This is a genomic window from Paraburkholderia sp. RCC_158 (assembly GCF_041355255.1).
Taxonomy (GTDB): domain Bacteria; phylum Pseudomonadota; class Gammaproteobacteria; order Burkholderiales; family Burkholderiaceae; genus Paraburkholderia; species Paraburkholderia graminis.
Genome location: NZ_JBFUPM010000010.1, coordinates 169,180 through 195,498 on the forward strand (window position 1 = coordinate 169,180; position 26,319 = coordinate 195,498).

The window sequence follows — 26,319 nt, forward strand, 5'->3', positions numbered from 1 at the left end:
AGGCGCTTTGATCGTAGCGAGCGACGCTCGTCTCGGACAGTCAGCCGAATGGCTAACGTTGAACCTGGAACGTACGCAGGTGTGATGCTTGGCGTTCCTTCAGGCCGCCGCGGATTTCGCGTTGCGGCGCTTGATCACATAACCCAGGATCACGACGAACAGCGCGCCCGCGATGCTCATGCCGTATTCGGCGAGCGGCGTGTCGAGGACCGGCCAACGGTCGCCGGCCGGATCGTTGATGATGAGCCCGCCCGCGATCCAGCCGAGCAACGCGGCGCCGAGCGTGATGACGATCGGGAACCGGTCCAGCAGTTTCAGCACGATCTGGCTGCCCCATACGATCAACGGGATACTCACCACGAGTCCGAAGATCACCAGCGCGAGGCGATGCTCCGGGTCAGCGGCCTCGGCGGCGCCCGCAATAGCGATCACGTTGTCGAGACTCATCACGGCATCGGCGACGATGATCGTCTTGATCGCCGAGATGAGCTTATCGGCGGGCTTCACGTTGTCGTGCGCGTCGTGCGCCGGCGCCATCAGCCGGACGCCGATCCACAGCAGCAACAGCCCGCCCGCGAACTTCAGCAGCGGCACGTCGAGCAGCGCGACGGCGAAAGCAATCAGTATCACGCGCAGCAGGATCGCGCCCGCCGTGCCCCACAGCACGCCCTTCGTGCGCTGCGCGGGCGGCAGGTTGCGGCAGGCCAGCGCGATCACGACGGCGTTGTCGCCGCCGAGCAGAATGTCGATGACGATGATCTGAATAACTGCGCCCCAATGGAGCGTGGCGAGGAACTCGAGCATGAGCAAAAGAATAAGAAGGAAGCGGACGCGCGACCAATAAAAAAGCGGAGGAGTGTTTAACTCCCCCGCTTTTGAGAACGCACGCTACGAAAGGATCTCGTAAGCGTATCAAAAAAGGCGCTCGAACTGGGCGCCAGTTTCGATTTACAGCATTGCCTTCAGAAGACGCGCCATTTCCGACGGGTTCTTCGTGACCTTGATACCGCAGGCGTCCATGATTTCCAGCTTCGCTTCGGCCGTATCCGCACCGCCCGAGATCAGCGCGCCGGCGTGGCCCATGCGCTTGCCCGGAGGCGCCGTGACGCCGGCGATGAAGCCGACCACCGGCTTCTTCATGTTGCCCTTGATCCACTCAGCCGCGTTCGCTTCGTCCGGACCGCCGATCTCGCCGATCATGATGACGGCGTCCGTATCCGGATCGTCGTTGAACATCTTCATCACGTCGATGTGCTTCAGGCCGTTGATCGGATCGCCGCCGATACCGACTGCCGACGACTGGCCGAGGCCGATCGCCGTCAACTGGCCGACTGCTTCATACGTCAGCGTGCCCGAACGCGACACGACGCCGATGCGGCCCTTGCGGTGGATGTGACCCGGCATGATGCCGATCTTCAGCTCGTCCGGCGTGATCGTGCCGGGGCAGTTCGGTCCGAGCAGCAGCGTCTTGCGGTTTTCGCGACGCATGCGGTCCTTGATCTCGATCATGTCACGGACGGGAATGCCTTCCGTGATGCAGATCGCGAGATCCAGGTCGGCTTCGACTGCTTCCCAGATTGCAGCAGCAGCGCCTGCCGGCGGAACGTAAATCACCGACACGGTCGCGCCCGTTTCAGCCTTGGCTTCAGCGACGCTTGCGTAGATAGGAATGCCTTCGAAATCTTCGCCGGCCTTCTTCGGATTCACGCCTGCGACGTACGCTTCGCGGCCGTTTGCGTATTCACGGCAAGCACGCGTATGGAACTGACCGGTCTTGCCGGTGATGCCCTGCGTGATGACCTTGGTGTCTTTGTTAATCAGAATCGACATGTATTGACCTCTGTTCGTTTGGCGTCACACGATGGCGCGACGAGCAACGAGGCGGAACGTTCTCGCCCGCGTTGCCCGTGCGCTACCGTGCGCCGCCATTCGTAATCCTGGTAAACGCCGTGGGAGGCTGATTACGCCTTGCCCGCGGCAGCCGCGACGACCTTCTGAGCCGCTTCTTCCATGCTGTCAGCCGAGATGATCGGCAGACCGGAATCGGCGAGCATCTTCTTGCCCAGGTCTTCGTTCGTGCCCTTCATGCGGACCACGAGCGGCACCTTCAGCGACACGGCCTTCGACGCCGCGATCACGCCTTCCGCGATCACGTCGCAGCGCATGATGCCGCCGAAGATGTTGACCAGAATCGCGGTCAGGTTCGGGTTCTTCAGCATGATCTTGAACGCTTCCGTGACCTTCTCCGTCGTGGCGCCACCGCCCACGTCGAGGAAGTTCGCCGGTTCGCCGCCGAACAGCTTGATGGTGTCCATCGTCGCCATTGCGAGGCCCGCGCCGTTCACCAGACAGCCGATGTTGCCGTCGAGCGAGATGTACGCGAGGTCGAACTTCGACGCTTCGACTTCAGCCGGATCTTCTTCGTCCAGATCGCGATACGCGACGATTTCCGGATGACGGAACAGTGCGTTCGAATCGAAGTTGAACTTGGCGTCGAGTGCGATGACCTTGCCGTCGCCCGTCAGGATCAGCGGGTTGATTTCGGCGAGCGATGCGTCGGTTTCCCAAAACGCCTTGTAGAGGCCTTGCAGGATCGCGCGTGCTTGCGGGATCGACGCGTCGGGCACGCCGATCTTCTTCGCGAGGTCGTCTGCTTCGGCGTCCTTCAGGCCGGTCGACGGATCGACGGCAACCTTGTGGATCAGCTCGGGCGTCTTTTCCGCGACTTCCTCGACGTCCATGCCGCCTTCGCTCGACGCCATCACGACGATCTTCTGCGAAACACGATCGATCACGAGGCCGACATACAGTTCCTTCTTGATGTCCGCGCCTTCCTCGATCAACAGACGGTTCACCTTCTGGCCTTCCGGACCAGTCTGGTGTGTGACGAGCTGCATGCCGAGGATCTGGTTCGAGTACTCACGAACCTGATCCAGCGACTTGGCAACCTTCACGCCGCCACCCTTGCCACGGCCACCCGCATGGATCTGAGCCTTCACGACCCACACCGGGCCGCCGAGCTCTTCCGCGGCCTTGACCGCATCATCCACCGAGAAGACCGGCTTGCCGCGCGGTACCGCGACGCCGAATTTCCGCAGGATTTCCTTACCCTGGTACTCGTGAATCTTCATGCGTGATTCCCTTCAGTCTGAGAGTTGGATTAAACATCGCTTCCGCTACCGTCCAACATGCCGGGCGCATTGCCCCTGCCTTCGTGGCGGGCCGCCCCGTTGTCTGGCGATGCCGGGCGGTCTGCTGGGCGTGGCGCATGGCCATACCAGCGCGGGTAAAACTGCTGCACTGCCTCCCCGTCGAAACGCAGCGCGTGGCAGCGTCCCAACTGGAATGGCGGTTTTTCGTTTAGACGTTCGGCGGTGCCGTCGGTCGACTCGCTTTCTGAACTTGCACTCGCGCCTGGCGTGCTGTCACCGGTGTTCCATACGTCGCCGGCGAACGCCTGGATCGCTGCGGTCGGCAGGATCGCGCACAGCTCGGTGAGATGCGTGCAACCCGCCGTGCCGGCCAGCAAACGGGCAGCATCGCGACGGAAGTTGTGGAACAGATTGAGCCCGATGAGGGCACGATAGGCGGGATTGCTGGCTTGGCAGAGCCCAGGATAGGGCACCCAGTCGGACGACGCTTCGGCGTCGACGACATTGAGCTTGCGATCGATGGTGATGCGAAGCCAGAGTTCATGGATCGGTTGACCATTGGGCCGGACGCCCGACGCAAGGACCACGTCGCGTGGCTTTTCGTCGGTCAAGCACGCTTCCACATCCCACAGGCCATCGGCTCGTTCATAAGCTTCCGCCCGGATTGCGCGACGATGGCGCAATTGACGGGGCACTGACGAGGAAAGCGGCATGCGGAAAGGAAAGGCCGAATTGGAAAACGCGTGAATTTTAGCATACTGGGTATTCGGGACAGCCCGGAATGCGGCGGGGACGGCCTGCTGGCCGGTTATGGGTGGGGTTATGGCTGGAGTTGGTGGTGGGACGATTGCGTTGAAGCGTTAGTGCGGGTGATGCGGTTTGGCGGGACTTGTGGCGCTTCTGGTGCTTGTCCTGCTTCTGGCGCTTCGCGGCACTTTCCGCCGTTTCGCGTCATTTCGCGCCCTTCACCGTTATTCACCGCTCCATTCTTCGTCGATACCTTTGAGGATTTTGCCGATCGTCGCGCCAGAAAAACCGCGCGACGCGAGAAAGCGCGCCTGCTTCGCGCGCTCAGCCGCGGTCTCCGGAAGCTGACCGAACTTCTTGCGCCATACGGCCTGGGCGCGCGCCAGTTCCGTTTCGCGTAATTGAGCGCTCGCTTCGTCGACGAGCGTGCGATCCACCGCGTGTTGCTTCAATTCGCCAACGATGCGGCTTGCACCCAGCCGCGACGAACGACGATGAATCAGGCTTTCGGCGAATCGGGAATCGGATAGCCAGTTTTCGGCTTCGAGCGTGTCGAGCAGCGTATCGAGCGAATCGCTTTCTTCGACGAAGGGCTTCAGCTTGCGTGCAAGTTCACTGCGGCTATATTCGCGGCGCGATAGATAGCCGAGCGCGCGTCCTTTGAGCGAACGTGCCGGGCGTTGGGATTTTTTTGCTTCGGACGGGCCGGGATCTGCGTCGCCGGGTGTTTGGTCTGAGGCAGATGTGCTGCGTGGGCCGCTTGACCCATGCGAACGAAGCGAGCTGCGTGAGTTGTTACGCGAGTTGCGTGAGCCGCGCGACTCACTCGAGCGCGTGTAGGTAGGCCCAGTGGACTGGTCGGGCTGGCTTGCGGACAGCGCGCGCCGCGGGCCACGGCCTGCGGCGCGATCGTGTGCGTCGAACGGTTCAGACGGATCGAACGGATCAAAGCGATCCGATGTTTCGGATAGATCCGCCTGCCCCGAACGTTCGGGCGAATCGCTCCCGTCATTACGCGGGCCGCCCACGTTGCGTCCAGAATTGGACAATGGCCGGCCCTTGCGTATCACGTAGTGGTTACTCTTCGTCCGCGACTTCTGCGCCTGCGCCGGTCACTGCCTCGGCCATTGCATTCACACCCAGCGATTCGCGGATGCGGTTCTCGATCTCACGAGCGATATCCGGATTTTCGCGCAGGAATTCACGCGCATTGTCCTTGCCCTGGCCGATACGCTCACCGCTATAGCTGTACCACGCGCCGGCCTTGTCGACGATTTTGGCCTGCACGCCCAGGTCGATAATTTCGCCCTGACGCGAAATACCCTCGCCGTACAGAATGTCGAAGATCGCCTCGCGGAACGGTGGCGAAACCTTGTTCTTGACCACCTTCACGCGCGTTTCGTTGCCGATCACTTCGTCGTTCTTCTTGATCGAGCCGATGCGGCGAATGTCGAGACGCACCGACGCGTAGAACTTGAGCGCATTACCGCCGGTGGTGGTTTCCGGATTGCCGAACATCACGCCGATCTTCATGCGGATCTGGTTGATGAAGATCACGAGGCAGTTGGTGCGCTTGATCGTGCCCGTGAGCTTGCGCAGCGCTTGCGACATAAGACGCGCTTGCAGACCCGGCAGCGAGTCGCCCATTTCGCCTTCGATTTCAGCCTTCGGCACAAGCGCCGCGACCGAGTCGATCACGATCATGTCGATCGAGCCCGAGCGCACCAGTGCATCGGCAATTTCCAGCGCCTGCTCGCCCGTGTCCGGCTGCGACACCAGCAGGTCGTTCACGTTCACGCCGAGCTTGCCCGCGTATTGAATGTCGAGCGCGTGTTCCGCGTCGATAAACGCTGCCGTGCCGCCGATCTTCTGCATTTCCGCGATGACTTGCAGCGTCAGCGTGGTCTTACCCGACGACTCCGGACCGTAGATTTCGACCACGCGGCCACGCGGCAAACCGCCGACGCCCAACGCGATGTCGAGGCCGAGCGATCCGGTGGAAACGACCTGGATGTCTTCGACTACCTCACCTGCGCCGAGCCGCATGACCGACCCTTTGCCGAACTGCTTTTCGATCTGCGCGAGGGCGGCAGCGAGTGCCTTGCTCTTTTCAGCAGTCAGTCCAGCCGAGCCTTTCTTGCTTTCTTCCATGAATCGTCCTTTGCTATGATGAACGGCGTCTGAGGCAGATGTGTCGTCCAGTTTTGAAGGACAGCACACGAAACTCAGACACTGTATAAAAAAACAGTGGTTTTGGCAAGCGTGATTCTGATGCGAACGCGCATTTTTACTGTCGCGCCGCCCAACCACCCACAATGATTCGGAGACCGCTGTGCGCCGCGGGGACACCCGAGGTGCCGGCCAAGGCCCTGAGCTGGCGCATCATGCGAATTCTGATTGCCGAAGACGACAGCATACTCGCGGACGGTCTCGTTCGATCACTCCGCCAATCGGCCTATGCCGTGGATCACGTGAAGAGCGGCGTCGAGGCCGACACCGCGCTGTCGATGCAAAGTTTCGATCTGCTGATTCTCGATCTCGGCCTGCCGCGCATGTCCGGGCTCGAAGTGCTGCGCCGCCTGCGCGCGCGCAATTCGAACCTGCCGGTGCTGATTCTGACCGCCGCGGACAGCGTCGACGAGCGCGTCAAGGGCCTCGACCTCGGCGCCGACGACTACATGGCCAAACCGTTTGCCCTCAACGAACTCGAAGCGCGTGTACGCGCGCTCACGCGGCGCGGCGCGGGCGGCGGTCCGACGATCGTGCGGCACGGTTCGCTGGGCTTCGATCAGGTGGGCCGGATCGCCTATATCAACGATCAGGTGATCGACCTGTCCGCGCGCGAACTGGGTCTTCTCGAAGTGCTGCTGCAACGGATCGGCCGGCTGGTTTCGAAGGAACAGCTCGTCGACCATCTTTGCGAATGGGGCGAGGAAGTCAGCAACAACGCAATCGAGGTCTATGTGCACCGGCTGCGCAAGAAAATCGAGCCGAGCGGCGTGCGCATCATCACCGTGCGAGGGCTCGGCTACTGCCTCGAGAAAGCGGTCGCGCCCGCGAATGCCAGTGCGAATGCGGCGGCAACCACACCCGCCGAGCCCGAACCGGCACCATCGCCGTCAACGCCGGCCGGCGGAATGCCGGCGAGTCACCACTACAAATAGAGCACATCATGTCCGCACGCGCAGATCGCGCGACGGCCCGCGCGGCGGACCTCGACGAGGCGCGCGACGAGCGCTACGCCAATCCGTTCGCCCCGCCCGACGAAACCGAAGCCGCCGCCGAGGCGCGCCCCCGCTCGCTATTCGGCGAAATTCTCGACTGGATGCTCGCGCCTTTGCTGCTGCTCTGGCCAATGAGCCTCGCGGTCACGTATCTGGTCGCCAAATCGATCGCGAACGGGCCGTTCGACCGCGCGCTGGAAACCGACGCCTACGTGCTCGCTCGGCAGATTCATCCGGTCAACGGCGTGGCCGAACTGACGCTGCCCGATTCCACGCGCGACTTTTTGCGGACGGACAACGTCGACAGTGTTTTCTATCAGGTGCTCGGCACGCGGGGCGAGCTGGTGGCGGGCGAGCGCGACATGCCGCTGCCGCACGAAGACGACCGGCCGCAACCGGGCCTTGTCGCTTTCCGGGACGACATGCTGCGCGGCAACGACATCCGCGTGGCCTATACGACGGTCGAATTCCCGCAGACGCCCGGCGCGGAGCCGGTGCTCGTGCAGGTCGCCGAGACGCTCGACAAACGCAGCCAGCTCGCCAACGACATCATCAAAGGCGTGATCCTGCCGCAGTTCGTGATCCTGCCGCTCGCGATCCTGCTCGTGTGGTTCGGCCTTTCGCGCGGCCTCGCGCCGCTGCACGCGCTGCAGGCGCACATCCGCGCGCGTCGGCCCGACGATCTGTCGCCGCTCGAGGCGCGTCGCGCGCCGCCGGAGATCGAGCCGCTCGTCACGTCGTTCAATGATTTGCTGACGCGCCTCGAGCAGAACATGGAATTGCAAAAGCGCTTTATCGCCGACGCCGCGCATCAGATGAAAACGCCGCTCGCCGGCCTGCGCACTCAGGCTGAGCTGGCGCTGCGGCAAGACGCGTCGGCGGAAGTGCATCGCTCGCTCGAGCAGATCGCGACGAGTTCGGAGCACGCGGCGCGGCTCGTCACGCAACTGCTTGCGCTCGCGCGCGCCGAAAACCGCATGTCCGGGCAGATCTTCACGCCGGTGGAAGTGACGGAAGTCGCGCGCAATGCCGTGCGCGACTGGGTGCAGGCCGCGCTCGCCAAGCAGATGGATTTGGGTTACGAGGCGCCGGACGAACCCGTCGAGGTCGACGGCAATCCGGTCATGCTGCGCGAGATGTTGTCGAACCTGATCGACAACGCGATCCGCTACACGCCGGCGGGCGGCCGCATCACCGTAAGAGTGAGGCACGACGCCGCCGCGCGGCTCGTGCATCTCGAAGTGGAAGACACCGGTATCGGCATTCCAGCCGCCGAACGTTCGCGGGTCGTCGAGCGCTTTTACCGGATTCTCGGCCGCGAAGGCGACGGCAGCGGCCTCGGGCTTGCGATCGTCCGCGAAATCGCGACGATGCACGGCGGCGAGCTGACCATCGACGACAACGTCTATCAAACCGCGCCGCGGCTCGCGGGAACGCTCGTGCGTGTCAGTTTGCATGTGCTCGAGCGGGGCAGGACTTACCCTAACGCGGGCTGACAGCCATAAGCCGCCAAAGCCAAGTTGTCCGGCGTTCACAGCATATTGCACGGCGTTGAACCAGAATTGACCTATTTTCACGAACCTTCGTCGCGGGTCAGCAAGCCATCGGCGCAACCATTCACGTCAGTAGGCCGTAAGTTTTCACTCCAATAATCGGTTGCACGGAACGCCGCGGGCCGGCGCACCGCGTGCATATCAATATTGGAGACGACATATGGCTACCGTAGGCGGACACATTTCGCCCGTGCCCATGACGCGCGATGAGAAGCGGGTGATCTTCGCATCGTCGCTAGGTACGGTTTTCGAGTGGTACGACTTTTATCTGGCCGGCTCGCTGGCCGCCTTCATCAGCAAGAGCTTTTTCTCCGGCGTCAATCCGACTGCCGGCTTCATTTTCACGCTGCTCAGCTTCGCCGCGGGTTTCGCGGTCCGGCCGTTCGGCGCGGTGGTATTCGGGCGGCTCGGCGATATGGTCGGCCGCAAGTACACGTTCCTCGTCACGATCGTGATCATGGGCGTGTCGACGTTCCTCGTCGGCTTCTTGCCCGGCTATGCGGCGATCGGCATCGCATCGCCGGTCATCTTCATCGCGATGCGGATGCTGCAGGGCCTGGCGCTCGGCGGCGAGTACGGCGGCGCCGCGACCTACGTGGCGGAACATGCGCCGCCGGGACGCCGCGGCTTCTACACTGCCTGGATTCAGACGACGGCCACGCTCGGCCTCTTCCTCTCGTTGCTCGTGATTCTCGGCGTGCGTACGGCGATGGGCGAAGACGCGTTCGGCGCATGGGGCTGGCGCATTCCGTTCATCGCGTCGATCGTGCTGCTGGCCATTTCGGTGTGGATTCGCCTGCAACTGCATGAATCGCCGGTGTTCGAGCGCATCAAGGCCGAAGGCAAGACGTCGAAGGCGCCGCTTACCGAAGCGTTCGGCCAGTGGAAGAACCTGAAGATCGTGATTCTCGCGCTGATCGGCCTGACGGCCGGCCAGGCCGTGGTGTGGTACACGGGCCAGTTCTACAGCCTGTTCTTCCTGACGCAGACGCTGAAGGTCGACGGCGCAACGGCCAACATCATGATCGCCATCGCGCTGCTGATCGGCACGCCGTTCTTCCTGTTCTTCGGCTCGCTGTCGGACCGCATCGGCCGCAAGCCGATCATCATGGCCGGGCTGCTGATCGCCGCGCTGACGTACTTCCCGCTCTTCAAGGCGCTCACGCACTATGTGAACCCGGCGCTGGAAACGGCTACGGCCAAGGCGCCGATCGTCGTGATCGCGAATCCCGACGAATGCTCGTTCCAGTTCAACCCGGTCGGCACGTCGAAGTTCACGAGTTCCTGCGACATCGCGAAGAGCGCGCTTTCGAAGGCCGGCCTGAACTACGAGAACGTCGCGGCGCCGGCGGGCACGGCGGCGCAGATCAAGGTCGGCGATACGGTGGTGAACACGTATGACGGCAAGGCCGCCGACGCCAAGGAACAGGGCAAGACGTTCGACAAGACGCTCGCCACGACGCTGAAGTCCGCGGGCTATCCGCCGAAGGCCGACTCGTCGCAGATCAACTGGCCGATGAGCGTGGTGATCCTGACGATCCTCGTGATCTACGTGACGATGGTCTACGGACCGATCGCGGCAATGCTGGTGGAGATGTTCCCGACGCGTATCCGCTATACGTCGATGTCGCTGCCGTATCACATCGGCAATGGCTGGTTCGGCGGCTTCCTGCCGGCCACCGCGTTCGCGATCGTCGCGGCGAAGGGCAACATCTACTCGGGCTTGTGGTATCCGATCGTGATCGCGCTCATCACGTTTGTGATCGGCATGCTGTTCGTCCGCGAAACGAAAGACTCGGACATTTACGCGAAGGATTGACCGGGACCCGCCGCCCCGCAGGCCCGCGCTTGCGGGCTCATGAGGCGGCAGTTTAAAAAGTTGCGCGCCGGGGGTTGACAGCCCTCGGCGCTATCCCCATAATCTCGCTTCTTTCGGCGAATTAGCTCAGTTGGTTAGAGCGACGGAATCATAATCCGCAGGTCCGGGGTTCGAGTCCCTGATTCGCCACCAGTTGCAAGAAAAAGCCGCTGACCCACAAGGTCAAGCGGCTTTTTCGTTTCTGGCTGTCTATTTTTCATTCAGGCACCGACACTCGCAACTTCAAGGAGGATTGTTGATGACGTTCCGCACCGCCGCGCGCGCCGTGGCCATCGCATCGATCGCGCTTTGGAGCGCCGCTTCCGTGAGCGCGGCTCAGGCGCAAGCTCCGACCGACAACCAGTGGCGCGCAAGCCAGACCACCTTGTCGACGCTTCTGCAGAACGGCTACAGGATCGTCGCCGTCGTCAATACGCCTCGCGCCGACGGCGGCCCGGCCGATACGATCTTCGTGCAGCGCGACCAGAGCGCCTTCAAGTGCATCGATTCGCAAGCCTCCGAGGCGAGCAAGAAAGTGCCGGGCTGTTATGAACTGGCGCCGTCGTCGGGCGCGGCCACGACGGGCCCGGAAGCCAAGTAAGCGAGCCATCCGGGAACCGGCGCGATCACGCCTCGATGCGCCCGCGCGTCACGCCGAGCAGGCGCGCCATCGCGTCGCGCGCGGCGGCGGCATCGCGTTCGCGAATCGCCTCGAACACGGCCGTATGTTCCGCGAGCGACGCATTGAAAACCTCCGCGCGCTTCGCATTTAGCCGAAGCTGCGCCTCGAGCGTACGTTCGATCAGTGTGCCGAGCGGAATCAGCAATTCGTTCCTGCACGCGATCAGCACGCTCAGGTGAAACTGCAGATCCGCGCGCACCCATTCGTCGACATTGCGCGCCGCGGCCATTGCCGCGTGGGCGGCGGCCAGCGCGCCGAACGTGTCATCCGCGTGCGAAGCCGCCGCGAGACCGGCGGCATACGGCTCGATCATCTCGCGCATTTCCTGCAGCTTGAGCGCGAATTGCATCGGCTCGGCGACGCGCGAATACCAGTCGAGCACATCGACATCGAGCAGATTCCACGCGTGCCTCGGCCGCACGCGCGTGCCCACGCGCGGCCGCGATTCGATCAGCCCTTTCGACGTCAGCGTGCGCAGCGCCTCGCGCAACACAGTGCGACTCACGCCCAAAGTGCCCATTAACTCCGCCTCGCGCGGCAGGATCGATTCGGGCGCGTAGTCGCCACGCAAAATCGCCGTGCCCAGCAAATGCGCGACGCGCCCATGCAGATCGTGCTGAATAGCTTTCTCCCGGCGGCGGCGCCGCTCAATATGTGGCGAATAGTACTATTAATAGTACTTTAGCGCGATTGTGCGGTAGCATGGAAACCCTCGAATATTTCGCAATGAGTGGAGACGCACGCCATGAAAATCACCAAGCTTGAAACGTTCATCGTTCCGCCGCGCTGGTGCTTCCTCAAGATCGAGACGGACGAAGGCATCGTCGGCTGGGGCGAGCCGGTGGTCGAGGGCCGCGCGCATACGGTGGCCGCGGCCGTCGAAGAACTGTCGGACTATCTGATCGGCAAAGACCCGCTTCTGATCGAAGACCACTGGCAGGTCATGTACCGCGCGGGCTTTTATCGCGGCGGTCCGATCACGATGAGCGCGATCGCCGGCGTCGATCAGGCGCTGTGGGACATCAAGGGCAAGCATCATGGCGTGCCGATTCACGCGCTGCTCGGCGGCCAGGTGCGCGACAGGATCAAGGTGTATTCGTGGATCGGCGGCGACCGTCCGAGCGACGTTGCGAACAACGCGCGCGCCGTGGTCGAGCGCGGCTTCAAGGCCGTGAAGATGAACGGCTCGGAAGAACTGCAGATCATCGACACCTTCGACAAGGTGCAAGGCGTCATCAACAACGTGGCCGCGGTGCGCGAGGCGGTGGGACCGGACATTGGCATCGGCGTGGATTTCCACGGCCGCGTGCACAAGCCGATGGCCAAAGTCCTCGCGAAAGAGCTCGACCCGTACAAGCTGCTCTTCATCGAAGAGCCGGTGCTGTCGGAAAACGCGGAAGCGCTGCGCGACATCGTCAACCAGACCAACACGCCGATTGCATTGGGCGAGCGCCTGTATTCGCGCTGGGACTTCAAGCACATTCTGTCGGGCGGCTACGTCGACATCATCCAGCCGGATGCGTCGCACGCGGGCGGGATTACGGAGTGCCGCAAGATCGCGTCGATGGCGGAAGCCTACGACGTCGCGCTCGCGCTGCACTGCCCGCTCGGTCCGATCGCGCTCGCCACCTGCCTGCAGATCGACGCGGTGAGCTACAACGCGTTCATCCAGGAACAGAGCCTCGGCATTCACTACAACCAGGGCAATGACCTGCTCGACTACATCAGGAACCCGGAAGTCTTCAAATACGAAGACGGCTTCGTGTCGATTCCGCAAGGTCCGGGTCTCGGTATCGAGGTGAACGAAGAGAAGGTGCGCGAGATGGCGAAGGTCGGGCATCGCTGGCGCAATCCTGTCTGGCGTCACGCGGACGGCAGCGTCGCGGAGTGGTGAGCGGAGCTTTGCTGACTGAGCCGGTTTGCTGACTAGCTGACTAACTGACTAGCGCCGCCTGCGGGCGGCGTTCTCTTTTGTGCGTCGACAGCCGGGCGATTCGCGCGATGCAGCCACACGTTACGGCGACGTGACGCCCGGCCGTCTCAGTAACGTAACGTCCGGGACCAAACCGGCTCCAGCAGCGCTCGCAAGACGCTCGCGCCGCTTGCCTCCGCACCCCGCAAAGCCCCGTCGACAAAGGCGCTCGCGCCCTTTGTTCGGCATCAGACAGTCACATGGCGTGGTCCTTGCTCAAATGCACTCGACAACAAAATGCATCGGGGGCTTCATGGGCGAATTCATTCCGGACTATCTGCTGCGCGAACAGGCGGCCGTCGGCGCGCTCGCGCTGTTCGGCGTGCTGCGCATCATCGGCGCGGCCGTCGCGTATGAACGCGGCTGGCGCATCGCGGCGCTCGAAAAATGGTTCATCGCCGCCGCCGTCATCTATTGCATTCCGCAGCTTTTCGACGTGCTGGCGCATGTCTACGGCGCGCACGCGGCCGCAGCCGAACTCGAAGGCAAAGCCGCAGGCTGCGCGATCGCGCTCTTTAGCGCGCCGATCGTCGGGCATCGGCTGGGCCTCGAATGAATCGATCGGGCGGCCACATGCTGAACATGCTATCGACGCGCATCGCCAGAACGGCCCGGCTCGCCAGGCCGGTGTACGGCGTCGGCGATGTGCTGAGGCTGAAATCGGGCGGATGCCCGATGACCGTCACATGGAGCGGTCCCGTGCTGTTCGCGTCAGGCAACTGGCTGATCTGCCAATGGTTCACCGATACGGGGGAACTGATGCAGGAGATGTTTCCCGAGGAAACACTGGAGCCGGCGCAGGTGGAGAGGCGGTTGCCGGCTGCTGGGCAGTAGCGGATTGGCGGGTACTAGCGGGTTCGCTCGCTGAGATGAGCGGCCGTGTCTACTGCGCCGCGCGTCAAAACTGCGCGGCGTTTTTTACGCGACGCGTGTGGACTGCGCGTTGTCTGAGGTGACGCGGCAAGGCGCACCGCCGCTTGTCTACGCGACGCGTGCGAACTACGCGTCGCCCGAGGTGACGCGGCAAGGCGCACAGTCACCGCCGCCTCGCGCCATCCAAACCCACCCGACCACCAACCTCACCCAAGCGCCGCAAACGCCGGCACGCTATGCGACAGCACGGCGGCCGCGACAAAAACGCCGATCAGCGCTAGTGCTTCCAGGTAAAGCACGTTGACGAAGGTATGCGCGTCCATCGTCGATGCCGTGCGGCGCAGGCGTGGCAGCGCGAGGAAGCGGTTCAGTCCGCCAAGCACCAGCGCCAGTCCGACGAGCGTGAGCTTGAGAATCAGCACATGGCCCCACGAGCTCGACTCGATCGCCAGCAACGACCCGCCCGAACCCCGCACCGCATTGAAGATGCCGGACAGGATGACAAACCCGACCGCGACCAGCGACACATTCGACACCTGCGTCGCCGTGCGGATCAGCACGCCGCGCGCCGTCGACGCGCCCAGCGCCGGCAACGCGACGAGCCCGGCCGTGATCGCGAGACCGCCCCAGACGGTCGTCACGAGCACATGCAGCGTTTGCATCGCGATGGCCGCCGACGCGAGGCCGGCGTCCGCCGCATGTCCGAGCGACGCCTTGCCCGCCGCGATGACGATCACCGCGAGCCACAGCAGCGCATTGCGCAGCATGCCGCCGTGACTCGTCATGGCCGTGCCGAGCAAAATCAGCGCGCCGGCGAAGGCAACGCTCCAGCCATAGCCGACATGCGTTTGCGAAAGCACGGTCGGCACCATGCCGAACGCGGCGGGCAACGCCACGCCGCTCATCGACGCCGCCTGATACAGCAGCCAGCCGAGATCCGCGAGCACCAGCACGACGCTCGCCGTCAGCAACGACCGTTGCGCGCGCAACCACGCGGGTTGCGCGGGCGAGATCTTCGCCTTGGCATCGTCCGCCAGCCACGCGCCGAGCAACGCCGAACCGACGGCAAACGCAAACGCGACATTCATGAGCGCGGCCATCGCGACCTGCCCGATCCACAGTCCGTCGATGCTCATTTGACAGTGAACGCAAAGTCGCCTTGCGTGCGATGACCGTCGGTGGCAACCGCGGTCCAATGCACCGCGTAGTGGCCCGCGCCCAACTGCGGCAGCGGCAGATGCATGACGCGCGCATCCTGTTTATCGACTTGCGACGCAGCCGATGCGGCCGGCTTGCCGTTGGCATCGGCGAGCGCGATCTTGCTGAACGCCGGTTCGAGCGGCTCGGTGAAGTGCAGCGTGACCTCGGCGGGTGCGGCGACTTCGGCGTTGGCAGCCGGCTCGCTGGAAACGAGATGCGCATGCGCGAATGCCGTGGACGTCAGCAAGAGCGCCGCGGCGCCGAACGCGAATGAAAGCCGCGCCGGACGAATAATATGGATTAGCTTCATGTAAGGCCGATAGCGGTGAACAGGAAAACGGCAGTGGCCGGCAAGGCTGGAGCGGAATGCAGCAGACCGCGCGCGCCGCGCGAACAGATCGAACGCGCAACCCGGCGCGCCCGGAAGTGTACGCTTCGATGGTCCGCGTGCGCGTGGGTTCAACATCGCGCGCAAAAGTTCGCCGGGTACAGCGCTTGCAACCGTGGACCACGCAGTAAAAAGTCGAGAAGGCGTGCATGAACATGCTCGGGCGCGGCAATGCGCGTCAAACTGTCGCACGCCTGTGACATCCGCAAGCGTCGCGCGTGCGGCAAATAGTCATCATCACCCTTCGATGATAGAATGCTGCGTCGCCGCAGCGCCGGCTGCCCTTCACACCGAGCCGCTCGAAGTTCGGTCAGGTCCCCGATTTTGATGGAGTTACGCGTGTCTTCAAGACGCATTTTCCGCCCGTTGCTTGCCCTTCTGCTGATCGGCTCCGCGGGTGTCTATAGCGCTGCGAAAGCGCAGACTCAACCGAAGGCCCCCGATACGATGGAAGCGCGCGTGCAAGGTTGCACGGCCTGCCACGGCACACACGGTCAAGGCACGGACAACGACTACTTCCCGCGCCTCGCGGGCAAGCCGGCCGACTATCTGTACAACCAGTTGCAGAATTTCCGCGAAGGGCGCCGCAAGTATCCGCCCATGAACTACCTCGTCACGTATCTCTCCGACGACTATCTGCATCAGATCGCCACGTACTTCTCGAAGCAGCGCCCGCCGTATCCGGCGCCGGCCAAGCCGACGGTTTCGTCCACCACGCTCGCGCGCGGCCAGCAGATCGTGCTGAACGGCGACGCGTCGAAGCAGATTCCGGCTTGCGCGGCTTGCCACGGCAAGAGCCTGACCGGCATGGAGCCGGCCATTCCGGGTCTGGTCGGTCTGCACTCCGATTACATCAGCGCGCAGCTCGGCGCATGGCGTTCGGGCACGCGCCACGCAATCGCACCTGATTGCATGCACACCATCGCCACGCGTCTCACCGACGAAGACGTCAACGCGGTCGCTGCGTGGCTTTCCACGCAACAGGCTCCACAAAACCCCGTGCCGGCTCCGGCCCGCTCGATGAAGACTCCGCTTGCCTGCGGCAGCGAACCGCAATAAGGCACCGGGAGAGACACTCAAATGAAACGCAAGTCTTTGTTCGCCCTCTCGGCAGTTGTCGTTGTCGCGGCTGCTGCACTCGTCCCCGTCCTGTGGTCGGGCGGCGACAATCTGCATAACGGCTCGGCCGTGGCGGCAACGCCGGCCGACCAGGCCGCGCTCGTCAAGAAGGGCGAGTACCTCGCCCGCGCCGGCGACTGTATCGCCTGCCACACGGTGCGCGGCGGCAAGCAGTTCGCGGGCGGTCTGCCCATGGCCACGCCGTTCGGCACGATGTTCACGCCGAACATCACGCCTGACGACCAGTACGGCATCGGCAAGTGGACGCAGGACGACTTCTATCGCGCCATGCACACGGGCCGCTCGAAAGACGGCAGCCTGCTCTATCCGGGCTTCCCGTTCACGAGCTACACGAAAGTCACGCGCGCCGACTCGGACGCGATCTACGCGTATCTGCGTTCGGTGCCGCCGGTTGCCGTGCCGAGCCGTCCGCACGAACTCAAGTTCCCGTTCAACCAGCGCAACATGCTGATCGGCTGGCGCACGCTGTTCTTCCGTGAAGGCGAGTACAAGCCGGACCCGACCAAGTCGGTCGAGTGGAACCGCGGCGCCTATCTGATAGAAGGTCTCGGCCATTGCGGCATGTGCCACACGTCGATCAACGCAATGGGCGGCCCGGTCAGCTCGGCGGCCTTTGCCGGCGGTCTGATCCCGCTGCAGAACTGGTACGCGCCGTCGCTCACGTCGAACAAGGAAGCGGGTCTCGGCGACTGGGAAACGAAAGACATCGCCGATCTGCTGAAGACCGGCGTGTCGAACCGCGGCGCAGTGTTCGGCCCGATGGCGGAAGTGGTCCACAACAGCTTGCAGTACATGAGCGATGCGGACATCAACGCAATGGCCACGTACCTGAAGACGATTCCGCAGAAGAGCGAAGCACCTGAGCCGATGCAGCTCGAAACGTCCGAAAAGTTCGGCGGCGAACTGTTGAAGCAAGGTCAGAAGATCTACGCTGACAACTGCGCGAAGTGCCACGCGGACAATGGTCTCGGCATGCCGCCGGCCTTCCCGCCGCTCGCGAACAACCAGTCGATCCAGATGCCGTCGGCGGTCAACCCGATCCGCATGGTGCTGAACGGCGGTTATCCGCCGAGCACGGACGCGAACCCGCATCCGTACGGCATGCCGCCGTTCGCACAGTCGCTGTCGAATCAGGAAGTCGCAGCGGTCGTGACGTACATCCGTATGTCGTGGGGCAACCACGGCACGGCCGTGTCGCCGCAGCAAGTGTCCGATCTGCGTTCGGCGCCGCTCGACTAAGCAGCGTTTGTAGCATCAAGGGCGCGGCCTGCGAGATTCGCGGCCGCGCCCTTCGTTTTTTGATGACCGGTATCATGGGGTAGTTAACGTGGCAACTTTTGCCCCAATGAAACCGTGCAGGAGAAAAGACCGTGCATGTCGGTGAGCGTTTGAACAGCATTACCCACCTCGTCGGCGCCGTGCTGTCGGTGGCGGGGCTGGTGACGCTCGTGACGATGGGCGCGGTTGAAGGCGACGCGTACAAGGTGGTCAGCTTCAGCGTGTACGGTGCGATGCTGTTCGTGCTGTATGCTATCTCGACGCTCTACCACAGCGTGCGCAACCCGCGCGTCAAGGCGGTGCTGCAGAAATGCGACCACTCGGCGATCTATCTGCTGATCGCCGGAAGCTATACTCCGTTCACGCTTGTCACGTTGCGTGGGCCGTGGGGCTGGTCGCTGTTCGGCGTGAGCTGGGGGCTTGCCGCTCTTGGCATCGTGCAGGAACTGACGCTCGGGCGACGCACCCGCAGCGTTTCGATGGTGCTGTATGTCCTGATGGGATGGCTCGCGCTCGTTGCCGTCCGCCCGCTGCTGGAAGCATTACCGGCTGCGGGCACTGCCTGGCTCGTGGCCGGCGGGGTCATCTACAGCGCCGGTATCTACTTCTTCATCAACGACGAGCGCATCCGGCACGGACATGGTATCTGGCACCTGTTCGTACTGGCGGGCAGTCTGTGTCAATTCGTCAGCGTCGCGCGCTATGTCGCGTGACGTCCACGGCGGCGAAATGCAACTTAAGGCCAGTCAACGTGTCTGCATAGCGCGTTGAAGCATCCGGCACGCATCTCGATGCGTGCCGCCGATTTCCCTGCGAACGGAACTGGGCCTCGGCCTTGATCTCGATCACGCCAGGCGGCGCGTACGTGCGGCATTGAAGCCGCATTCGTGCCCCGCCGGCGCTCACATGCGCCGTTCGCGAAACTGCATTGCAAAGAGCATTTATGTCTTTTGATTCCCTCGGCTTGTCCGAACCGTTGGTCCGCGCTGTACACGAACTCGGCTACACCACTCCGACTCCTATCCAGACTCAGGCGATTCCGGCTGTGCTCAACGGCGGCGATCTGCTGGCCGGCGCGCAAACCGGCACCGGCAAGACGGCCGGCTTTACGCTGCCGATCCTTCAGCGTCTGAACTCCATGCCGGCGAACACGTCGGCGTCGGGCAAGCGCGCCGTGCGCGCGCTCATTCTCACGCCCACGCGCGAACTCGCCGCGCAGGTTGAAGAAAGCGTGCGTGCCTATGGCAAATATCTGAAGCTGAAGTCGACCGTGATGTTCGGTGGCGTCGGCATTAATCCGCAGATCGGTGCATTGAGAAGCGGCGTGGACATCGTCGTCGCAACGCCGGGCCGTTTGCTCGACCACATGCAGCAGAAGACCATCGACCTGTCGCATCTCGAGATTCTCGTGCTCGACGAAGCCGACCGCATGCTCGACATGGGCTTCATCCACGATATCAAGCGCGTGCTCGCGAAGCTCCCGCCCAAGCGCCAGAACCTGCTGTTCTCGGCCACGTTCTCCGACGAGATCAAAACGCTCGCCGACAACCTGCTCGACTCGCCGGCGCTAATCGAAGTCGCGCGCCGCAATACGACGGCGGAAACCGTCGCGCAAAAAATCCACCCGGTGGATCGCGACAAGAAGCGCGAGTTGCTCACGCACCTGATCAAGCAGCACAACTGGTTTCAGGTGCTGGTGTTCACGCGCACCAAGCACGGCGCGAATCGCCTTGCCGAGCAGTTGACGAAGGACGGCATCAGCGCGCTCGCCATTCACGGCAACAAGAGCCAGTCGGCGCGCACGCGCGCGTTGGCCGAGTTCAAGGACGGCACGCTGCAGGTTCTGGTGGCGACCGATATCGCCGCGCGCGGCATCGACATCGATCAGTTGCCGCACGTCGTCAACTTCGACTTGCCGAATGTGCCGGAAGATTACGTGCACCGCATCGGCCGTACGGGCCGCGCGGGCGCGACGGGCGAAGCGGTGTCGCTCGTGTGCGTCGACGAATTGCAGTTGCTGAAGGACATCGAGAAGCTGATCAAGCGTCCGGTGCCGCAGGAAGTGATCGCCGGTTTCGAACCGGACCCGACTGCGAAGCCGGAGCCGATTCTGCGCCGCGGCCAGGGCGGCGGCGGTGGCGGCGGACGTTCGCCGCGCCAGGGTCAAGGCGCGCCGAAGGGCGGCAACGGCGGCGCGGCAAAGCCAGCGCAACGCTCGGGGCAACGTCCGGCGAACGCTCAGCAGCAGCCGAAGCCGCAAGGCGCAAAGCCGGCCGGCAACGGCGGCCAGCCGCGCCGCGACGGTCAGCGTCAGGACGATCGTCCGCGCGCGATTGCTCATGAAGGTAGCGCCGCGCAGCACGCGCCGCGCAAACCTCAGGGTGGCAATCCGGGCGCATTGCTCGGCGGCGCAAAGTCACGCAACGACTCGCCGCGCGGTGGCAATCCGGCGCGCAGCGGTCAGCGCGGTCGCTAACCAAGCTTAGCCACAACCCAGCCGCAACACGAACGCGAGCCGCAAGTCACCCACCCGACGACGCGGCTCGCTTCAAATGCTCGACCTGCCGTTCCCATCGGTCGAGCACCTTCTCTCTCCCAACATCCAGCTCGAACGTGATGCCGCTCGTCAGGCGCGCATACTGCACGCTTTGCGTTTCCGCCGACTCGATCGAGCAGCTCATATAGACGAGACCGCTGTCGTCGCCGTCCGCGGAAGGCAGCGGTGCGGCGAGCAACTGCACCTGGTAAAACGCGTCGTCGAACACGAAGCTCAAGGCCGCGCGCCCGCTCCGTGCGATCGCGCGCGCCGCCCGCGCCTGCGGCCACAGCGCGATGCATAGCGTGCGCGAATCGGGCGCGTATAACTCGCCGATGCCGAGCAGTGACGTGCGAATGTGCTGGTTCACGTCGACGGTCAGGAGCGACGCGGTGAAGCCGGTCTTGCTCGCGAGCGACGAGCCGTCGAAGAGCGCGCGAATCGAGTCGGGCCATTCGTCGAATGCAGTCTGATCGAGTGCGCGCTGTGGCTGAGAGGAATCGCTCATCGCAAAGGTCCGGTTAAGAGGCAAGCATTCGTCATCATGCCTCGAAAAGCAGATGGCCCGCATCGAGCGGGCCATTTCTTTGACGGCGCGTTTGCGCGCGTGACCTAAGCAATGCGTCACTAACCTGCTACGCCCTCACCGAAAGAACACATGCTGCGTGATCTTCGCGAGCGGATAGTGCACGCCGGGTTGAATCTTCGCGGGCAAATCGAGCGGTTTGAGCAGCATCTTCACGCACATGTCCGCCGACAGATTGCGCCGCACGAGCGCGTTGATGCGCGCGGCGCGCTCGCGGTTATAAGCCTGATCGCGCACGCGTTCCGGATAACGAATCGCGAACACGTGACGCAAGGCGATCTCCGAATCTTCGTTCTTGATCTCCATCACGCGGCGCATTAGTGCGCCGAGCACCGCGAGCCGGCCATTGCCCTCGATCTTGTTGTACTTCTTGAAGTACTTGAAAAAGTGCTTGTAATGGCGGACTTCGTCCGTGCGAATGTTGTCCGTGATCTGCTTGAGAACCGGTTCGTCCGAACACTCGCCGATCGCGCGATACAGCGTCGCGGTGCCTGTTTCAACGACGCAGCGCGCCACCATTTCCAGCGCGCGAGTCTTTTCGAAATCTTCGACGGAACAGGTCAGCGAATACTCGTCCATGAAATTGCGGAACGCGGTGTCCCAGTCGTATTCGGGCCACACGTACGCGATATACGTCTTGAGCGCGCGGCCGTGCTGCATTTCCTCGGGCTCCCATTCGTTGTTGAGCCACGCGGAAACTTCGGGATCGTCGTTAAAGAACTGGCTGAGATTACTGGTGTAAAGATCAGTACCGCTTTCAATAAACGAAGCGGCGCACAGCAGCAACAACAGGTCTTCATTTGCGACGGCTTTCTGGCGGTCGATCCGAGTGAGGTCGATGTCCTCGATTCGCCAGGGCATGACATGGTTCAGCTCTGTGTGCATCGTGTCTTGCTCCGAAAGCTGTATCGACTCGTGGAGCATGCTCGCAACCGCTGCTATTGCGCTGCCTCGCGTTGCGGTTCGCCGTGTCGGATACAGCGCCGTGAATTAGAGTTAACCCCTTGTGTCTGCATCTTAGCCTCTGTTTCGCAAGTCTGCAGACAACCCAGCACAGACCGTGCCGATTGGCCGCAGTTCCAATTCCACGATAGACGAAAGTTTCAGTGAGGCAAGCGCGATTGCACTGCCCGGCAAAAAAGCCGGCTCGGCAAGCTCGCCTTGCTTCGCGAAATGCGAGTAACGGCGGCTCGCGAATGACGGCGTGGAGATAGCGACGATCCTCCGAGTTGGCGGACGCGCCCCGCGATGGTCTTACAATACGCGCACGCTCGTTCCCGCCCTGCCCGCGCCGCCGTGGGCAGACGCCATAACAAACTCACGACCCGAGACCATGACCCGAGATCCCCGCCTCACGCTGAACGCCCGGCAACAGGAACTGCTGGAGTGGGTGCAACGCGACGGCTTCGTGACCGTGGACGACCTCGCGTCCCACTTCGACGTGACGCCGCAGACGATCCGCCGCGACGTCAACTGGCTCGCCGACATGAACCTGCTGCGCCGCTATCACGGCGGCGCGAGTTTGCCGACCAGTTCCGAGAACGTCTCGTACACCGCGCGTCAGCGCATGTTCCACGACGAGAAACGGCGCATCGCCGCGTTAGTCGCCACGCACATTCCCGATCAGGCGTCGCTCTTCATCAATCTCGGCACGACCACAGAGGAAGTCGCGCGCGCGCTCAACCGGCACCGCGGCCTGCGCGTGATCACCAACAATCTGAACGTCGCCAGCATGATGAGCGGCTATCCCGATTGCGAAGTGCTCGTCACGGGCGGCATCGTGCGGCCGTGGGACAAAGGCATCGTCGGCGAACTGGCGATCGACTTCATCCGTCAGTTCAAGGTCGACTTCGCGATCATCGGCACCTCGAGCATCGAAACCGACGGCACCTTGCGCGATTTCGACACCCGCGAAGTGCGCGTCGCCGAAGCCATCATCCAGCACGCGCGCACCGTATTCCTGGCCGCCGACAGTTCCAAGTTCGGCCGCCCGGCGCTGGTCCGTCAGGGCCATCTCGACCAGATCGACGCACTTTTCACCGATGCCGCGCCGCCCGCCGACATGGTCGAAACGCTCAATACGGCCAATTGCCAGGTGTATGTGGCCGCGTGACCCGGCGCTGGCCGGCATGTTGCAGTGCACGCCGAACTTCAAGTGAAATCATGGATCTGCCCGCCGCCGCGAACCGCCTCTGCGACGCCTGATTGTCAAAGGGAAAATTTGCAGGGGCCGGTTTGGTGTTTAACGTTCGCTTGACTACACTCCAGTTCCCGGCGTTCGTTGCGCTCTCGCGTGCCGCCGGTGCGAAGTCAAAACTGTCGTAAGCCGTACCTCCCGCCCGATTTTTTGCGGACCACCTGGCAATGGCCCTGCCATTCGATGCCAGTCGCCGTCGAGGCTGTCCGCGTTTGCTTGACATGGAGAGAAACGATGCTGAGTCCGCACGAATTCGCCACGTTGTTGCTCGTCAAGGACGCTCCCAATCAAGTCGACATGGAGCGAGAAGAACTCGACGCCCTCCTCGAACGCCAGCTCGTGCAACTGGAGCGGCTCGCCTCGGGCAATGAACAATGGCGTGTAACGGAATCCGGCGATAGCGCACTTCGAGCGATTAAACGACTTTCCTGAAAACGACCCGCGCATCGTCGGGCTCGACGCCGGTTGTGGTCGAACGGTGAACGGCGATCGCCGCACGCGGCTCGCGGCAACGCAATGCCGCGGCGGCTGACCGCTGAGCGCTTTCGTCTTTTATGCTTGTGTCCACGCGGGCGCCTTTAACGGCGCCCGCTTCGATTTGGCACGCTTCAAAACGCTCGCGCCCTGCGGCCCTGGTTCGCTAACGCGACACAACCCAACGCGACCCACCGCGCCTTCAACCACTCCGCAAAGTCGGGTCCACCGCCGCGCGCCAACTGATCGCTCGCGCGCGCTGCTCGGTAAAGAACGCGACCCACTGATTACGAAGCTGCGGGTCCGCACTTGCGCCCTGGCTCGTGTAGCGCTGCGCAATCGACGCCTGGAACGCGCAGTAATCGTCCTTCGACAAGCGCCCACGCCGGTTCGCCACATACGCATCGAACAGCGTCGCATACACGCCCTGCGCGTCGTTGCCGTAATCGACAGTCTGCGCCCTGCACATCTGTTGCAATGAAACGAACGACGGTGCGCCCATCGTTCCAGTGAGGCTCGGCGAAGCGACGCACCCTGCGAGCAACGCAGCGGCGCCCGCCATGAAAAGTCCACGCATGAAATTCACCCAGAAATGGCCAGTGCCAAGAGTATCGTCCGTGGCCGCGCGTCGCGCCACTACCCTGGCCATTCGATAGAGTCGCGCTCAGGCGCCACGAACTTTACTTTTTCGAATATGTTCATTAAAGTTCGAAAACGAACAGGAGCCGTTCGGTCGATTTTCAGACCGCTTCCCATACGACGCAGGAGACGCAGCAGGTGACGCAAGGCACGAAATACGATTTGCTCGTCGTGGGCGGCGGGATCAACGGCGCGGGCATCGCGCGCGACGCGGCCGGCCGCGGACTGTCCGTGCTGCTTTGCGAACAGGACGACCTCGCGGCGCATACATCGTCCGCGAGCACCAAGCTGATTCACGGCGGCTTGCGCTATCTCGAGTACCGCGAGTTCGGGCTCGTGCGCAAAGCCCTGCAGGAACGCGAGACCTTGCTGCGCGCCGCGCCGCACATCATGTGGCCGCTGCGCTTCGTGATGCCGCACATGCCCGATCTGCGCCCGGCCTGGCTGATCCGCGCGGGCCTCTTTCTTTACGATCACCTCGCACGGCGCGAGCTGCTTCCGGGCTCGCGCGGCATCGTGATGCGCGATCATCCGGCCGGCGCGCCGCTCGTCGAATCGATCAAGCGCGGCTTCGTGTACTCGGACGGCTGGGTCAACGACGCGCGCCTCGTCGTGCTGAACGCGCTAGACGCCGCCGAGCACGGCGCGAAGATTCTCACGCGCACGAAGCTGCTGAGCGCGGTGCGCGCCGGCGGCGAATGGCGCGCGCAACTCAGGCGCGCGGACGGCACGACCCTCGACGTGCGTGCCGCGTCGATCGCCAACGCCGCCGGCCCGTGGGTCGGCGAACTGCTGCAAGGCGCGCTGGGCCGCGCGGCGTCGCACAGCGTGCGGCTCGTCAAAGGCAGCCACATCGTCACGCGGCGGCTGTTCGAGCACGACCACGCGTACATTTTCCAGAACCCGGACAAGCGGATCATCTTCGCGATTCCGTACGAGCACGACTACACGCTGATCGGCACGACCGACATCGAATATCGCGGCGACCCCGCGCAGGTCGCGATCACCGCCGACGAGACGCAGTACCTGTGCGACTCCATCAACCGCTATTTCAGGCAGAAAATTTCGCCGGCCGATGTGCGCTGGACCTACTCGGGCGTGCGGCCGCTGCTCGAAGAAGAAGGCGCCGATAATCCGTCGGCCGTCACGCGCGACTACTCGCTCGAACTCGACGCGCCCGCGGGCGAAGCGCCGCTGCTATCGGTGTTCGGCGGCAAGATCACGACGTTCCGCAAGCTTGCGGAAGAAGCCGTCGACAAACTCGCGGCCGCGCTCGGCAAAGGCGCGCCGTCGTGGACGGCCGGCGCGTCGTTGCCCGGCGGCGATATTGCGCATGCGAACTTCGAGCGCTTCCTCGCCGAGCTGAAGCAGCATTACGCATGGTTGCCCGACGATCTCGCGCATCGCCTCGCGCGCGCTTACGGCACGCGTGTGACGAAGGTGATCGGCCATGCGCATTCGCTCGCCGATCTCGGCCACGCGTTCGCGCCTGGTCTTTACGAGGCCGAGCTGACTTATCTGCGCGACGTCGAATGGGCGCGCAGCGCGCACGACGTCCTCTGGCGCCGCTCGAAACTCGGCCTTCACGTCGAGCCGGGCACGCTCGACGCGATCACGCGCGACATCGACGCATGGTTCGCACACGAACCCGAGCGACAGCGCGCGTAACAAGAAAACCGAACAAGACCGAACACAACCGCTTTAGCCTTCGGCTCGTTCGGCCACGCGCACGCGCGGACTCCGTTGCGGCGCGCTGGAAACGACAAGCCGTTCCCGTCGCCGGCACGCAGCCTGAACTGCTCGAGCTGCTTGAACCGCTT

General features: G+C 63.3%; 26 protein-coding genes and 1 tRNA gene. 15 read left to right on the top strand and 12 right to left on the bottom strand.

Annotated elements, in window-relative coordinates; genetic code table 11:
- Positions 1 to 99: 99 nt before the first annotated feature.
- The 6 genes from AB6809_RS20710 to recA all read right to left on the bottom strand — a co-directional run bounded on the left by AB6809_RS20710 (position 100) and on the right by recA (position 6,050).
- A complete protein-coding gene (locus AB6809_RS20710; protein ID WP_029968185.1) occupies positions 100 to 804 on the bottom strand; it encodes a TerC family protein in 705 nt (234 codons plus the stop codon).
- A 144-nt stretch (positions 805 to 948) separates the two neighbouring features.
- The gene (sucD, locus tag AB6809_RS20715; protein ID WP_006049960.1) at positions 949 to 1,830 is read right to left on the bottom strand and encodes a succinate--CoA ligase subunit alpha; all 882 of its coding nucleotides are present in this window, start codon (positions 1,828 to 1,830) and stop codon (positions 949 to 951) included.
- A 131-nt stretch (positions 1,831 to 1,961) separates the two neighbouring features.
- Positions 1,962 to 3,131 carry an ADP-forming succinate--CoA ligase subunit beta gene (gene sucC / locus AB6809_RS20720; protein ID WP_006049959.1) on the bottom strand — a complete coding sequence of 390 codons (1,170 nt, stop codon included), beginning with the start codon at positions 3,129 to 3,131 and terminating at the stop codon, positions 1,962 to 1,964.
- 29 nt (positions 3,132 to 3,160) lie between these two features.
- Positions 3,161 to 3,865 (bottom strand): DUF2889 domain-containing protein, encoded by a 705-nt coding sequence (locus AB6809_RS20725; protein WP_006049958.1) that lies wholly within the window; start codon positions 3,863 to 3,865, stop codon positions 3,161 to 3,163.
- Between the two features lie 258 nt (positions 3,866 to 4,123).
- The gene (recX, locus tag AB6809_RS20730; RefSeq protein ID WP_029968187.1) at positions 4,124 to 4,969 is read right to left on the bottom strand and encodes a recombination regulator RecX; all 846 of its coding nucleotides are present in this window, start codon (positions 4,967 to 4,969) and stop codon (positions 4,124 to 4,126) included.
- A gap of 7 nt (positions 4,970 to 4,976) precedes the next feature.
- Positions 4,977 to 6,050, bottom strand: a complete 1,074-nt coding sequence (gene recA / locus AB6809_RS20735; RefSeq protein WP_006049956.1) for a recombinase RecA — start codon at positions 6,048 to 6,050, stop codon at positions 4,977 to 4,979.
- Positions 6,051 to 6,283: 233 nt separating this feature from the next.
- On the opposite strand from recA, the gene AB6809_RS20740 reads away from it, so the two are divergent.
- The 5 genes from AB6809_RS20740 to AB6809_RS20760 all read left to right on the top strand — a co-directional run bounded on the left by AB6809_RS20740 (position 6,284) and on the right by AB6809_RS20760 (position 11,135).
- Positions 6,284 to 7,063, top strand: coding sequence for a response regulator transcription factor (locus AB6809_RS20740; RefSeq protein ID WP_029968189.1), 780 nt, complete (start codon positions 6,284 to 6,286; stop codon positions 7,061 to 7,063).
- Positions 7,064 to 7,071: 8 nt separating this feature from the next.
- Positions 7,072 to 8,619 carry a sensor histidine kinase gene (locus AB6809_RS20745; protein ID WP_029968190.1) on the top strand — a complete coding sequence of 516 codons (1,548 nt, stop codon included), beginning with the start codon at positions 7,072 to 7,074 and terminating at the stop codon, positions 8,617 to 8,619.
- A gap of 217 nt (positions 8,620 to 8,836) precedes the next feature.
- Positions 8,837 to 10,495 carry an MFS transporter gene (locus AB6809_RS20750; RefSeq protein ID WP_006049953.1) on the top strand — a complete coding sequence of 553 codons (1,659 nt, stop codon included), beginning with the start codon at positions 8,837 to 8,839 and terminating at the stop codon, positions 10,493 to 10,495.
- A 115-nt stretch (positions 10,496 to 10,610) separates the two neighbouring features.
- Positions 10,611 to 10,687, top strand: a tRNA-Met gene (locus AB6809_RS20755).
- 106 nt (positions 10,688 to 10,793) lie between these two features.
- Entirely contained in the window at positions 10,794 to 11,135 is a 342-nt protein-coding gene (locus AB6809_RS20760; RefSeq protein WP_029968191.1) for a hypothetical protein, read from the top strand.
- Positions 11,136 to 11,160: 25 nt separating this feature from the next.
- Here the strand turns inward: AB6809_RS20760 and AB6809_RS20765 are convergent, their stop codons facing one another.
- Positions 11,161 to 11,868, bottom strand: a complete 708-nt coding sequence (locus tag AB6809_RS20765) for an FCD domain-containing protein (RefSeq protein ID WP_029968192.1) — start codon at positions 11,866 to 11,868, stop codon at positions 11,161 to 11,163.
- A 93-nt stretch (positions 11,869 to 11,961) separates the two neighbouring features.
- Here AB6809_RS20765 and dgoD point away from each other — a divergent pair, with 93 nt between their 5' ends.
- The 3 genes from dgoD to AB6809_RS20780 all read left to right on the top strand — a co-directional run bounded on the left by dgoD (position 11,962) and on the right by AB6809_RS20780 (position 14,022).
- Positions 11,962 to 13,110, top strand: a complete 1,149-nt coding sequence (gene dgoD / locus AB6809_RS20770) for a galactonate dehydratase (protein WP_006049950.1) — start codon at positions 11,962 to 11,964, stop codon at positions 13,108 to 13,110.
- Positions 13,111 to 13,441: 331 nt separating this feature from the next.
- Positions 13,442 to 13,744 carry a hypothetical protein gene (locus AB6809_RS20775; RefSeq protein ID WP_006049949.1) on the top strand — a complete coding sequence of 101 codons (303 nt, stop codon included), beginning with the start codon at positions 13,442 to 13,444 and terminating at the stop codon, positions 13,742 to 13,744.
- Positions 13,745 to 13,761: 17 nt separating this feature from the next.
- Positions 13,762 to 14,022 carry a YodC family protein gene (locus AB6809_RS20780; RefSeq protein WP_370882117.1) on the top strand — a complete coding sequence of 87 codons (261 nt, stop codon included), beginning with the start codon at positions 13,762 to 13,764 and terminating at the stop codon, positions 14,020 to 14,022.
- A gap of 245 nt (positions 14,023 to 14,267) precedes the next feature.
- Here AB6809_RS20780 and AB6809_RS20785 read toward each other — a convergent pair whose 3' ends face one another.
- Complete coding sequence (locus AB6809_RS20785) at positions 14,268 to 15,197, bottom strand: CopD family protein (protein WP_029968194.1); 930 nt, start codon at positions 15,195 to 15,197, stop codon at positions 14,268 to 14,270.
- Positions 15,194 to 15,571, bottom strand: coding sequence for a copper homeostasis periplasmic binding protein CopC (gene copC, locus AB6809_RS20790; protein WP_029968195.1), 378 nt, complete (start codon positions 15,569 to 15,571; stop codon positions 15,194 to 15,196). Before copC ends, AB6809_RS20785 begins: the two co-directional genes overlap by 4 nt.
- Before the next feature lie 405 nt (positions 15,572 to 15,976).
- On the opposite strand from copC, the gene AB6809_RS20795 reads away from it, so the two are divergent.
- The 4 genes from AB6809_RS20795 to AB6809_RS20810 all read left to right on the top strand — a co-directional run bounded on the left by AB6809_RS20795 (position 15,977) and on the right by AB6809_RS20810 (position 20,543).
- On the top strand, positions 15,977 to 16,708 hold the full coding sequence (locus AB6809_RS20795; protein WP_029968196.1) for a cytochrome c: 732 nt from the start codon (positions 15,977 to 15,979) through the stop codon (positions 16,706 to 16,708).
- Between the two features lie 21 nt (positions 16,709 to 16,729).
- Positions 16,730 to 18,028 carry a cytochrome c gene (locus tag AB6809_RS20800; RefSeq protein WP_006049944.1) on the top strand — a complete coding sequence of 433 codons (1,299 nt, stop codon included), beginning with the start codon at positions 16,730 to 16,732 and terminating at the stop codon, positions 18,026 to 18,028.
- Between the two features lie 131 nt (positions 18,029 to 18,159).
- On the top strand, positions 18,160 to 18,780 hold the full coding sequence (locus tag AB6809_RS20805; protein WP_006049943.1) for a hemolysin III family protein: 621 nt from the start codon (positions 18,160 to 18,162) through the stop codon (positions 18,778 to 18,780).
- Between the two features lie 230 nt (positions 18,781 to 19,010).
- Positions 19,011 to 20,543 (top strand): DEAD/DEAH box helicase, encoded by a 1,533-nt coding sequence (locus AB6809_RS20810; protein ID WP_029968197.1) that lies wholly within the window; start codon positions 19,011 to 19,013, stop codon positions 20,541 to 20,543.
- A gap of 46 nt (positions 20,544 to 20,589) precedes the next feature.
- On the opposite strand, the gene AB6809_RS20815 is transcribed toward AB6809_RS20810, so the two are convergent.
- Both AB6809_RS20815 and AB6809_RS20820 read right to left on the bottom strand, forming a co-directional pair.
- Complete coding sequence (locus tag AB6809_RS20815; protein ID WP_029968198.1) at positions 20,590 to 21,111, bottom strand: hypothetical protein; 522 nt, start codon at positions 21,109 to 21,111, stop codon at positions 20,590 to 20,592.
- A 135-nt stretch (positions 21,112 to 21,246) separates the two neighbouring features.
- Positions 21,247 to 22,074, bottom strand: a complete 828-nt coding sequence (locus AB6809_RS20820) for a ferritin-like domain-containing protein (RefSeq protein ID WP_006049940.1) — start codon at positions 22,072 to 22,074, stop codon at positions 21,247 to 21,249.
- Between the two features lie 448 nt (positions 22,075 to 22,522).
- On the opposite strand from AB6809_RS20820, the gene AB6809_RS20825 reads away from it, so the two are divergent.
- The gene (locus tag AB6809_RS20825; protein WP_006049939.1) at positions 22,523 to 23,302 is read left to right on the top strand and encodes a DeoR/GlpR family DNA-binding transcription regulator; all 780 of its coding nucleotides are present in this window, start codon (positions 22,523 to 22,525) and stop codon (positions 23,300 to 23,302) included.
- Between the two features lie 318 nt (positions 23,303 to 23,620).
- Positions 23,621 to 23,818, top strand: coding sequence for a hypothetical protein (locus AB6809_RS20830; RefSeq protein WP_006049938.1), 198 nt, complete (start codon positions 23,621 to 23,623; stop codon positions 23,816 to 23,818).
- Positions 23,819 to 24,062: 244 nt separating this feature from the next.
- Here the strand turns inward: AB6809_RS20830 and AB6809_RS20835 are convergent, their stop codons facing one another.
- Positions 24,063 to 24,437: a hypothetical protein gene (locus tag AB6809_RS20835; RefSeq protein WP_029968199.1), complete on the bottom strand. Its 375-nt coding sequence runs from the start codon at positions 24,435 to 24,437 to the stop codon at positions 24,063 to 24,065.
- Between the two features lie 200 nt (positions 24,438 to 24,637).
- Between AB6809_RS20835 and glpD the strand changes: the two genes are divergently transcribed.
- Positions 24,638 to 26,167, top strand: a complete 1,530-nt coding sequence (gene glpD, locus AB6809_RS20840) for a glycerol-3-phosphate dehydrogenase (protein ID WP_029968200.1) — start codon at positions 24,638 to 24,640, stop codon at positions 26,165 to 26,167.
- Positions 26,168 to 26,319 lie beyond the last annotated feature (152 nt).

What these genes read in the sequence shown, in the direction of transcription:
- AB6809_RS20710 (WP_029968185.1), bottom strand. Translation starts at nt 804, where the DNA reads ATGCTCGAGTTCCTCGCCACGCTCCATTGGGGCGCAGTTATTCAGATC.
- sucD (WP_006049960.1), bottom strand. Translation starts at nt 1,830, where the DNA reads ATGTCGATTCTGATTAACAAAGACACCAAGGTCATCACGCAGGGCATC.
- sucC (WP_006049959.1), bottom strand. Translation starts at nt 3,131, where the DNA reads ATGAAGATTCACGAGTACCAGGGTAAGGAAATCCTGCGGAAATTCGGC.
- AB6809_RS20725 (WP_006049958.1), bottom strand. Translation starts at nt 3,865, where the DNA reads ATGCCGCTTTCCTCGTCAGTGCCCCGTCAATTGCGCCATCGTCGCGCA.
- recA (WP_006049956.1), bottom strand. Translation starts at nt 6,050, where the DNA reads ATGGAAGAAAGCAAGAAAGGCTCGGCTGGACTGACTGCTGAAAAGAGC.
- AB6809_RS20740 (WP_029968189.1), top strand. Translation starts at nt 6,284, where the DNA reads ATGCGAATTCTGATTGCCGAAGACGACAGCATACTCGCGGACGGTCTC.
- AB6809_RS20745 (WP_029968190.1), top strand. Translation starts at nt 7,072, where the DNA reads ATGTCCGCACGCGCAGATCGCGCGACGGCCCGCGCGGCGGACCTCGAC.
- AB6809_RS20750 (WP_006049953.1), top strand. Translation starts at nt 8,837, where the DNA reads ATGGCTACCGTAGGCGGACACATTTCGCCCGTGCCCATGACGCGCGAT.
- AB6809_RS20760 (WP_029968191.1), top strand. Translation starts at nt 10,794, where the DNA reads ATGACGTTCCGCACCGCCGCGCGCGCCGTGGCCATCGCATCGATCGCG.
- dgoD (WP_006049950.1), top strand. Translation starts at nt 11,962, where the DNA reads ATGAAAATCACCAAGCTTGAAACGTTCATCGTTCCGCCGCGCTGGTGC.
- AB6809_RS20775 (WP_006049949.1), top strand. Translation starts at nt 13,442, where the DNA reads ATGGGCGAATTCATTCCGGACTATCTGCTGCGCGAACAGGCGGCCGTC.
- AB6809_RS20780 (WP_370882117.1), top strand. Translation starts at nt 13,762, where the DNA reads ATGCTGAACATGCTATCGACGCGCATCGCCAGAACGGCCCGGCTCGCC.
- AB6809_RS20785 (WP_029968194.1), bottom strand. Translation starts at nt 15,197, where the DNA reads ATGAGCATCGACGGACTGTGGATCGGGCAGGTCGCGATGGCCGCGCTC.
- copC (WP_029968195.1), bottom strand. Translation starts at nt 15,571, where the DNA reads ATGAAGCTAATCCATATTATTCGTCCGGCGCGGCTTTCATTCGCGTTC.
- AB6809_RS20795 (WP_029968196.1), top strand. Translation starts at nt 15,977, where the DNA reads ATGGAGTTACGCGTGTCTTCAAGACGCATTTTCCGCCCGTTGCTTGCC.
- AB6809_RS20800 (WP_006049944.1), top strand. Translation starts at nt 16,730, where the DNA reads ATGAAACGCAAGTCTTTGTTCGCCCTCTCGGCAGTTGTCGTTGTCGCG.
- AB6809_RS20810 (WP_029968197.1), top strand. Translation starts at nt 19,011, where the DNA reads ATGTCTTTTGATTCCCTCGGCTTGTCCGAACCGTTGGTCCGCGCTGTA.
- AB6809_RS20815 (WP_029968198.1), bottom strand. Translation starts at nt 21,111, where the DNA reads ATGAGCGATTCCTCTCAGCCACAGCGCGCACTCGATCAGACTGCATTC.
- AB6809_RS20820 (WP_006049940.1), bottom strand. Translation starts at nt 22,074, where the DNA reads ATGCACACAGAGCTGAACCATGTCATGCCCTGGCGAATCGAGGACATC.
- AB6809_RS20825 (WP_006049939.1), top strand. Translation starts at nt 22,523, where the DNA reads ATGACCCGAGATCCCCGCCTCACGCTGAACGCCCGGCAACAGGAACTG.
- AB6809_RS20830 (WP_006049938.1), top strand. Translation starts at nt 23,621, where the DNA reads ATGCTGAGTCCGCACGAATTCGCCACGTTGTTGCTCGTCAAGGACGCT.
- AB6809_RS20835 (WP_029968199.1), bottom strand. Translation starts at nt 24,437, where the DNA reads ATGCGTGGACTTTTCATGGCGGGCGCCGCTGCGTTGCTCGCAGGGTGC.